8 protein-coding genes are annotated in these 8,132 nt (G+C 40.0%); all 8 read right to left on the bottom strand.

The window, feature by feature from the left end; genetic code table 11:
• Window positions 1–643 precede the first annotated feature (643 nt).
• Window positions 644–1,063, bottom strand: a complete 420-nt coding sequence (locus tag PX482_RS11995; protein WP_002762530.1) for a YraN family protein — start codon at window positions 1,061–1,063, stop codon at window positions 644–646.
• Between the two features lie 174 nt (window positions 1,064–1,237).
• Complete coding sequence (locus tag PX482_RS11990) at window positions 1,238–1,660, bottom strand: DUF3110 domain-containing protein (protein WP_002762531.1); 423 nt, start codon at window positions 1,658–1,660, stop codon at window positions 1,238–1,240.
• Between the two features lie 79 nt (window positions 1,661–1,739).
• On the bottom strand, window positions 1,740–2,201 hold the full coding sequence (locus tag PX482_RS11985; RefSeq protein WP_002762532.1) for a DUF2996 domain-containing protein: 462 nt from the start codon (window positions 2,199–2,201) through the stop codon (window positions 1,740–1,742).
• Between the two features lie 384 nt (window positions 2,202–2,585).
• A complete protein-coding gene (locus PX482_RS11980; protein WP_288093165.1) occupies window positions 2,586–2,972 on the bottom strand; it encodes a hypothetical protein in 387 nt (128 codons plus the stop codon).
• 40 nt (window positions 2,973–3,012) lie between these two features.
• Window positions 3,013–4,491, bottom strand: a complete 1,479-nt coding sequence (locus PX482_RS11975; RefSeq protein ID WP_288093162.1) for a pentapeptide repeat-containing protein — start codon at window positions 4,489–4,491, stop codon at window positions 3,013–3,015.
• A 274-nt stretch (window positions 4,492–4,765) separates the two neighbouring features.
• Window positions 4,766–6,784 carry an NAD-dependent DNA ligase LigA gene (gene ligA / locus PX482_RS11970; RefSeq protein ID WP_288093159.1) on the bottom strand — a complete coding sequence of 673 codons (2,019 nt, stop codon included), beginning with the start codon at window positions 6,782–6,784 and terminating at the stop codon, window positions 4,766–4,768.
• 14 nt (window positions 6,785–6,798) lie between these two features.
• Window positions 6,799–7,365, bottom strand: a complete 567-nt coding sequence (locus PX482_RS11965) for a Uma2 family endonuclease (RefSeq protein WP_288093156.1) — start codon at window positions 7,363–7,365, stop codon at window positions 6,799–6,801.
• 20 nt (window positions 7,366–7,385) lie between these two features.
• Window positions 7,386–7,952 (bottom strand): Uma2 family endonuclease, encoded by a 567-nt coding sequence (locus PX482_RS11960; protein ID WP_288093155.1) that lies wholly within the window; start codon window positions 7,950–7,952, stop codon window positions 7,386–7,388.
• Window positions 7,953–8,132 lie beyond the last annotated feature (180 nt).

Here is an 8,132-nt window from a genome sequence, read left to right as displayed (position 1 = left end):
TTGTTGGATAAGGCTTTTAGACTTTTTTTCCCTCAAAAAGTGCCTACCATTGGAGTGATCGGAGGGAAAATCCCTGGACTTTTTCCCTGAAAATTAGGTAACTGACTACCTCAAAATCGGTAAAACCCTACACCCTACACCCCACACCCCACACCCTACCCCCACGAAAAACTTTTTCAGCAGACCCTACTTATCTACATCTATCAGCCACTTATCTATAGTTTTGTAACGGCAATTTTTGCTAAAAATCAATAAGTGTAAACTTTAATCACAAGGTCGATCGAGTCCTGACAAACGTGTTATCTTAAAAACATAAGGCACAAAGGAAGCGACTCAACTTCCTTCCAGGCAAAAAGACCTAGAGCCTGTGCCACCTGCTCTAGCTCAACGCAACAGCTAAATCGGACGCAGATTCTCAAAGTTTGTAAAGTAAAGTATGGTTTCGCCTCTGTTGCTCGATATAGGACAGATGGAGTGAGCCGTAATCAGCACCTGAGTCGGTAAACTGAGAAATCTTGATAGTTGACAGATAGACTGTTGTGGGTTCTGTAAACCTCTATTGTATTGAGTCCGTTAAACTTTTAGGAGTCCATATCGTTTGTACAAGATGAAGCCCGCCTCCCTAGGCGGGCCTATTGTGTTTTTAGAAAACCGCCACGAGATATTCCTGTAATTGCAATTGATAACCTGCCTGTAGCTGACAGGGATAATCAAGGGAAAACTCAGGTAAAGCTAATAGAGAACTCTTTTGACAACTAACTAACGCCACATCGAAGCGACAGCTTAAATCAGACCATTGGGGATAAAAGGCGAGAAATATCTGGGCAGCTCCGTAAATTTTCCCTTGTTTACGGTCATTGATCGCTAATTTGCCCCCTAAATCCCAATTGCCAGCACTGCGGGTTTTCACCTCGACGAAAGCGAGAGTCGCTTGGGATTTAGACAAGACGATTAAATCGATTTCACCGCCAGCACTACGCCAACGACGCTGGAGAATATGCCATTGCTGTAATTGCAACCAATCCGCCACCAAATTTTCGCCCAATTCCCCCACGGTTGTCATATTCAGTTATCAGTTATCAGTGGTCAGTTATCAGTTATCAGTTATCAGTTATCAGTGGTCAGTTATCAGTTATCAGTTATCAGTTATCAGTTATCAGTTATCAGTGAACAATATTGATTTACTATCCTGTCTTCTGACTCCAAACTACTGATTACTGTTCACTGAATCACTGGATTACAAAAGTCCTTCTAGACGACGACGGATGCTGTCTAACTCCGCATCGGGAATCTCAGAAAACTCCTCCTCGGCGAGGGAGACTTCCTCTTTTTGCCAATCCAACTCCGCATCGGGAATCTCGGAAAACTCCTCTTTTTGCCAATCCAACTCCTCGGCATTGCTTTCGGGGGGAATTACCAACATACCCGCTGCAATCATTTCCGCTTGATAGCCGGCGCCGCGACAAAATTCTGCCACTTCCTCGGAATCAATTTTCTCTACCGTGGGAGTCGGAAAATCCTGGGCCTCTAACAGCAGAGCATAACGGGTGGCATCATCTTCCGATTCAAACATCAACACCTTATTGATAGCTCCCATTTGAATGGTGTGGATACCTTCGTTTTCTGTGCCTGCGTTAAAAAGTAGTACAAATACACGCATAATTACTATTAGCGATCGATAAGCGGTGGTCGTCTATACTCATTTTACCCCCCTTCTCGATCGCTAATCTTCAGCAATTTTAGTTTCTAGTCAACCACTTTTGACCGTTAAGCCGTTGCAGGGTGTAAAACAACAGTAAATCAAGACTAACTTTCCTTTCATCGATCATAAATGATTCAAGTGTACTAGGTTGAGCACCGCCCTCAGCTTGAGAAAAAGCTTTTTTACCATTGATGTTTTCTTCCAAAAAATAAATGCTAAATTGACGCATTCCCTCGAGCCAATTGCCAGTTAACTGCCAACAGGGAGAGCTAGAAAAGCCCTGCACGGGAATTTTATCCTGTTTAAAGGACAGCTTTATATCACTTATACCGAGCTTTTGCAAGGCTGCCGCCAGTGCGGGCTGAAAATGCTGCTCAATAAATTCAGCGAAGGGTTTTTCCTCGACGGTAGGCTCCTTGGGTTTTTTAGCAGCCGCAGGTTGAGCCGGTTTTGCTGCTTCTGCTGCCGGAGTTGCGGGGGTGGTGGTTTCTTCTGCCATAGCAATTAATCAGGAATGGGTAGGTAGCTACAATTATATTTTCTCCCGGGTTATCAGCTATCAGTTTTTTTAGCTATCAGCTTTTATTTACCCGATTAATTAGCGATTTTTTTAGTGACGGCGTTTCTCATAAAGATGAAGTATAACCGGACAGGGCATCGTCTCGGAGTCTCCCCAAAACAAAAACCTCCTACCAGCGACCGGCGGTTTGATGAGCTTATTTTACCGTGAATGACTATGTTTGACTATATTTTTATTTAAACTTGACAATACTTCCGCAGATTTGCTCCAGTCTTAGAGCTTATTTATCAAGTAAACATTAAAATAAATGTAGGGCGATCGAGGAATGATCACCCTAGTTTTTCTGACAAGGATTTCTTATTTTCAGTTTCCGCAGTCATAATAGCTTATGCCATTTATTGCCGTTCTATAGTTACTCCAATTAGGACGACACCACTCGTTAAGAGATCTGACAAATGAGCCTCTTTTATATTCATTCTCTATTATTGGTAGAGCGTTATTAGCATCTTGCTTGGTTGGGAATAAGATGACACTTACATAAAAGTTGCTACGTTTAAATAATAAACGCTCAAGGTTTCGATATTGTGGCAATCGTCCAGGCAGTTGATTAATTTCTGTTTGTGCCTCTTGAATGTTCGTTTCTGAACCATAAACAACCCCCCAAGAAAAGTTAGGTTGAGCCGATGCTATATTCAAACAATTGAATACTAGACAAAATAATGTCATTAACAAACAATACTTATTATTCATGGTAAATAATATCCTCAAATATCTAAGGTTGTTTAAATACTTACTTCTTCTGTTTCAGTTTTTTATCTATACTACCACCTTTGAGCTTACAATCATTAGAACCAGGCTTTATTTTTTGAAAACCTAGTCTGGATAAAGTTTCTCTGTCTGATAAGCTATTTTTATTGCTATAACAAGCATCTTGATATTTATTGTTTTTCTCGAGAGAAACATTTGTAAGCGATGCTCCATCAAGGTTAATTCCTGATAAATTAGAATTTTCAAAAGTCACGTCTTGCAGTACAGCCTCAGTGAGATTAACTGTGGACAAGTCCGAGTCAGAAATAAGTATATCGCTCAATTCTGTTGCTGTCATATTAGCTCCTACGATGTTGATCGAGGAAAACACCTGACGACCTTTTAACTCCAATTTTTGTAAATTCGCTCCACCTAATTGAATCAGAGGATCTATTTTATTGATTAACTGTGATTCAGCTAAATAAGTGATGACTTTTCCTTTACGTTTGCCATCTAATTGTTCTAAAACAGAGAGAGTTAAAGCTTGAGCAGTCGGTCTAAATTCTAGCAGTAACCTTTCCTCTGGATTTGATTCTTTAGAACTGGGTGTTTCTTTGATTTTTTTTGTCTCTACAATTAAATCTTGCATTTTGGAAAAATAATCCGTCAAAATCTCCTGCTGTTTTCGCTCTTGTGCAATCTGATAATCTCTAAAGTCGGCTGCAGAATTCAGATAGAAAGCACCTAGAGCTAACATTAGAGGTACTATCAATAATTGTAGCCAATCCCAAAAGCTTTTTTTCTGAAAGCCCGACCATTTAAAATTTGATATAATTACAAAAACTCTCCAAAGCAAGAAAGATATGATAAAAATGAACAAGAAAAACAATATTTTTGATATATTTTCAACTAGATTATCTATACTTTTAAGCCAAGCTATTGAACCAATCAAATTTTTTATCAAATCAAATAAAGGAGGAGTTAAAATTGCAACAAATAAAACAAAAACAAACAAAAACATATAAGCCCAAACTTGGGGATTTTTAAGAGAATACTTACGATGCTTCAGTTTTGGACAACTTTGCTTTAAATAATCCTCATAACTTAGGTCGGGGGGAATTGGTTTTGTATCTCCAGAATATTCATAATCTGGACTGCCTGTCAATATCCGAAAAGCCAATTCCTTACCTGTGATTGTCTTATTAGGTGAATTGTCTGGTAAGTCCTGTAACCATCTCAAAGCATATTTAAGTCGTTCTATAACTTCGTCGCTTTCAAAGGGTGATTTAACATCAGGAAGAATTCTCAGGTCAAAATCACGAATATCGTGGCGTTTTAGGAGTTGCAGTTCTTGTTTTTCTAGAGTTCCTAAACTAAAGAAATGCGTGTTCGATAAGCTAATTCCATAATGCCACGTTTGATATTTTTCTCGCCATTCGACTAGCTTGCCATAATATTCGCTTTCTGGCCGCACATTTTCTTCAATGCCGATAATTAAAGAAGCCAACTCTGAAGTTATCATTAGTATAACCCCCTGTTATTTATGTTTTTTTATAAAAAGTTAGAGAGAGTTTGAATATCCGTGAGGACTAGCACTATATACCTATTCCTCAGAATAGCAGAAAGTCCTTAACCAGAGACATTTACTTAATATAATGTTACTTTTCTCGTCCTTAAAAATTGACTGTTTATCTGATGAGTTTGTTCCTAGATTAAATCAGGTTTATCGCCCAGTTTGGTTGATATTTTTTAAGGATGAACTTGTCTTTTATGTTGAGGAAATAATCCAGATTTTACTAGACTTTTCCGAATTCGATTAATTCGAGTAATTGTGCTTCGGTTAGCTGAGTAATGCCCAATTCTAGGGCTTTTTCTAGCTTAGAACCCGCCGCTTCTCCTAGCACTAAATAATCGGTTTTTTTGCTGACAGAACCCGTCACTTTCCCCCCAGCTTTTTCGATTAATTCTTTCGCTTCCTCCCGTTTGAGAGTTGGTAAAGTGCCAGTAATGACAAAGGTTTTCCCTGCTAAAGTCGCTTTAGTGGTGGTGGTTTTTGCTGCTGCGGCAAATTGTAAACCAGCCGCCTGTAATTTAGCGACTAAATCCCGATTAGCGGCGATTTTAAACCAATCATAGACCGATTGAGCGATTTCTTCACCGATACCATAGACAGAAGCTAAATCAGTCACGCTGGCGTTAGCTAACTCCTCCACAGTCCGAAAACTTTCGGCGAGAATTTTGGCGTTAACGCTGCCCACATAGCGAATTCCTAGCCCATAAAGTACCCTCGACCAGCTTTGATTTTTGCTCTGAGCCATAGCTGTAATCAAATTTAAGGCGGATTTCTCGCCCATTCGGTCTAATTTGGCAATTTCCGTTTTTTCGAGGCTGTAGAGGTCAGAAATGGCGGTAACTAATCCCTGTTCAATCAGCAAAATTACCACTTTTTCCCCTAATCCCCGGATATCGAGAGCATCGCGACTGGCCCAATGTACTACACTTCCCCGCAAAATCGCCGGACAGGAACTATTAACACAGCGCGTCACCGCTTCCCCCACCGGACGAACTAGGGGAGATTGACATTCAGGGCAATTAGTGGGCATCTGGAAGGGTGAGGTGTGGTTAGGACGCAATTCTGGCAGGATTCTCACCACTTCTGGGATAATTTCCCCCGCTTTGCGGATAATTACCGTGTCACCGACTCGGATATCCAATTCGGCCACTCGATCGCTATTATGTAAAGTAGCCCTTTGTACGGTGGTTCCTGCTACCTGTACCGGTTCCATCACCGCCATGGGTGTAACCGCGCCGGTGCGTCCCACATTGACGATAATATCTTTAACTACCGTGGCGACCTCTTCGGCGGGATATTTTAAAGCGATGGCCCACCGAGGGAATTTTTGAGTGAATCCTAACCGATTTTGTCGCTGTAAATCGTTGATTTTGACTACGACACCATCGGTCATGTAGGCTAATTGATGACGTTTTTCTTGCCAATCTTGATAGTATTGCGCCACTTCTTGCAGGGATGGACAGAGTTGACGGTGGGGATTAACCAGAAATCCCATGGTTTCTAATCTATCTAAGGATTGCCATTGAGTAGTGATATTGTTATCGTCTAAATGCAGGGTATAGGCAAAAAATTGTAAGCGTCTTTTATCAACTATTTTCGGATCTAGTTGTCGTAGGGTTCCTGCTGCCGCATTGCGGGGATTAGCAAAGAGAGATTCCCTTTTTTCTTCTCTTTCTTGATTGATTTTATCGAAGGTATCGAGGGGGAAAAAGGCTTCGCCGCGCACTTCCACAATTGCTGGGGGATTATCTATATTTAAGCGTAAAGGAATAGAGCGAATTGTCCGCACATTGGGGGTAATATCTTCGCCAGTGACTCCATCCCCTCTAGTAACACCTCTGACTAAAAAGCCGTTTTCGTAGGTTAAAGCTAACGCGGAACCATCAATTTTTAATTCACACACATATTCCGTGTCTTGGGTTTCATTTACATATCTTTGCCAACGGTTGCCCCATTTATTTAATTCTTCGAGGTTAAAGGCATTTTCGAGACTATACAGGGGAATATTATGACGGACAGAAACGAATTGACTAGAGATTTTATCCCCGACTCTTTGGGTGGGACTATCGGGGGTGATTAATTGGGGATAACGCTTTTCTATGTCTTCTAATTCCCGATAAAGTTGATCATAAACGCTATCGGGTATAAAAGGATCATCAAGAACATAATAAGCATAACTGGCTCTTTGTAGTTCTGTTTTTAATTGTTGGCAGCGTTGTTGGATTTCTAAGGGGATAGTCATAATCGTTAATAATGCTACTGGGCAAAAACCATTTGAGGAGTTAATTGTAAATCGGGAAATGTCACCGATATTATTCTATCTTCGTTGTGAAATTCTGCCAGTTCATAAAATCCAGAAATCAGGGTTAAAACTGATATTTTTAGAGCAATAGGATCGATAATCCAGTATTCAGGAATGCCTCTTACCGCATATTCTGAACGCTTATAACGGTAGTCATCATCGGCATTACCGGGGCTAACAATTTCTACCACTAACAGGGGAGGAAATTCAATCACTGCTATGGTCATATTTCTAATCTCTTGACATTGTTCAGCAGTTAAAATCATTAAGTCTGGAATTCTCGATTTAGCTTTATCGGTGCGAATTCCTACGGTGGCGGGCATAACTTTCCAAGTTAGATTTAATCTTTTAATTTCTGCCATTAAATAATCATAAATAAAGGCAAGAATTAAGGCATGAAAGCCACTAGCGGGAGGCATAGGAATTAATTCTCCGTTAAATAATTCATATTTATTATCTGTGGAGTCCTGATAATTTAAATATTCTGTAAAGGTATATATTTTTTGTTGGGTAGCAATCATGATAACCTCCAGCCAAGATTTTAGTATTCAAAGACCATTTGAGGAGTTAATTTTAAATCGGGAAATGTTACCGATATTATCCTATCTTCTTTGTCAAATTCTGCCAGTTCATAAAATCCAGAAATCAGGGTTAAAGCTGATATTTTTAGGGACATAGGATCGATAATCCAGTATTCAGGAATGCCTCTCACTGCGTATTCTGAACGTTTATAACGGTAGTCATCATCGGCATTACCGGGGCTAACAATTTCTACCACTAACAGGGGAGTAAATTCAATCACTGCTATGGTCATATTTCTAATCTCTTGACATTGTTCAGCAGTTAAAATCATTAAATCTGGAATTCTCGATTTAGCTTTATCGGTGCGAATTCCCACCGTAGCGGGCATAACTTGCCAGTCCAATTGTAGCCTCTCTATTTCCCTTTCTAACACCTTAAATATATATCTAAGTATCAAAGCATGAAAGCCACTAGCGGGAGGCATGGAAATTAATTCTCCGTTAAATAATTCGTACTTATTATCTGTGCAGTCTCGATAATTTAAATATTCCGCAAAGGTATATAATTTTTCTTTGGTGACAACCATAATAATCTCTAGAAAAAACTTAATTGAATCTCCTTAAGGGGGGTAGGGTGGATTCATGAATCAACCCTACCATGAATCAACCCTACTATGAATCAACCCTACTATTAATCAACCCTACTATGGATCAACCCTACTATGCATCAACCCTAGGGTTAGGGGGAAACTGACAATTTTTAACAC

Source organism: Microcystis sp. M53602_WE12 (assembly GCF_030065455.1).
GTDB lineage: Bacteria > Cyanobacteriota > Cyanobacteriia > Cyanobacteriales > Microcystaceae > Microcystis > Microcystis aeruginosa.
Note: the sequence above shows the minus strand (reverse complement) of the source record. Positions and strands in the feature narration are given on the sequence as shown.

Bases quoted from the DNA above. Each gene is read 5' to 3' on its own strand.
- PX482_RS11995 (WP_002762530.1), bottom strand. From the start codon at position 1,063: ATGACAACCGTGGGGGAATTGGGCGAAAATTTGGTGGCGGATTGGTTG.
- PX482_RS11990 (WP_002762531.1), bottom strand. From the start codon at position 1,660: ATGCGTGTATTTGTACTACTTTTTAACGCAGGCACAGAAAACGAAGGT.
- PX482_RS11985 (WP_002762532.1), bottom strand. From the start codon at position 2,201: ATGGCAGAAGAAACCACCACCCCCGCAACTCCGGCAGCAGAAGCAGCA.
- PX482_RS11980 (WP_288093165.1), bottom strand. From the start codon at position 2,972: ATGAATAATAAGTATTGTTTGTTAATGACATTATTTTGTCTAGTATTC.
- PX482_RS11975 (WP_288093162.1), bottom strand. From the start codon at position 4,491: ATGATAACTTCAGAGTTGGCTTCTTTAATTATCGGCATTGAAGAAAAT.
- ligA (WP_288093159.1), bottom strand. From the start codon at position 6,784: ATGACTATCCCCTTAGAAATCCAACAACGCTGCCAACAATTAAAAACA.
- PX482_RS11965 (WP_288093156.1), bottom strand. From the start codon at position 7,365: ATGATTGCTACCCAACAAAAAATATATACCTTTACAGAATATTTAAAT.
- PX482_RS11960 (WP_288093155.1), bottom strand. From the start codon at position 7,952: ATGGTTGTCACCAAAGAAAAATTATATACCTTTGCGGAATATTTAAAT.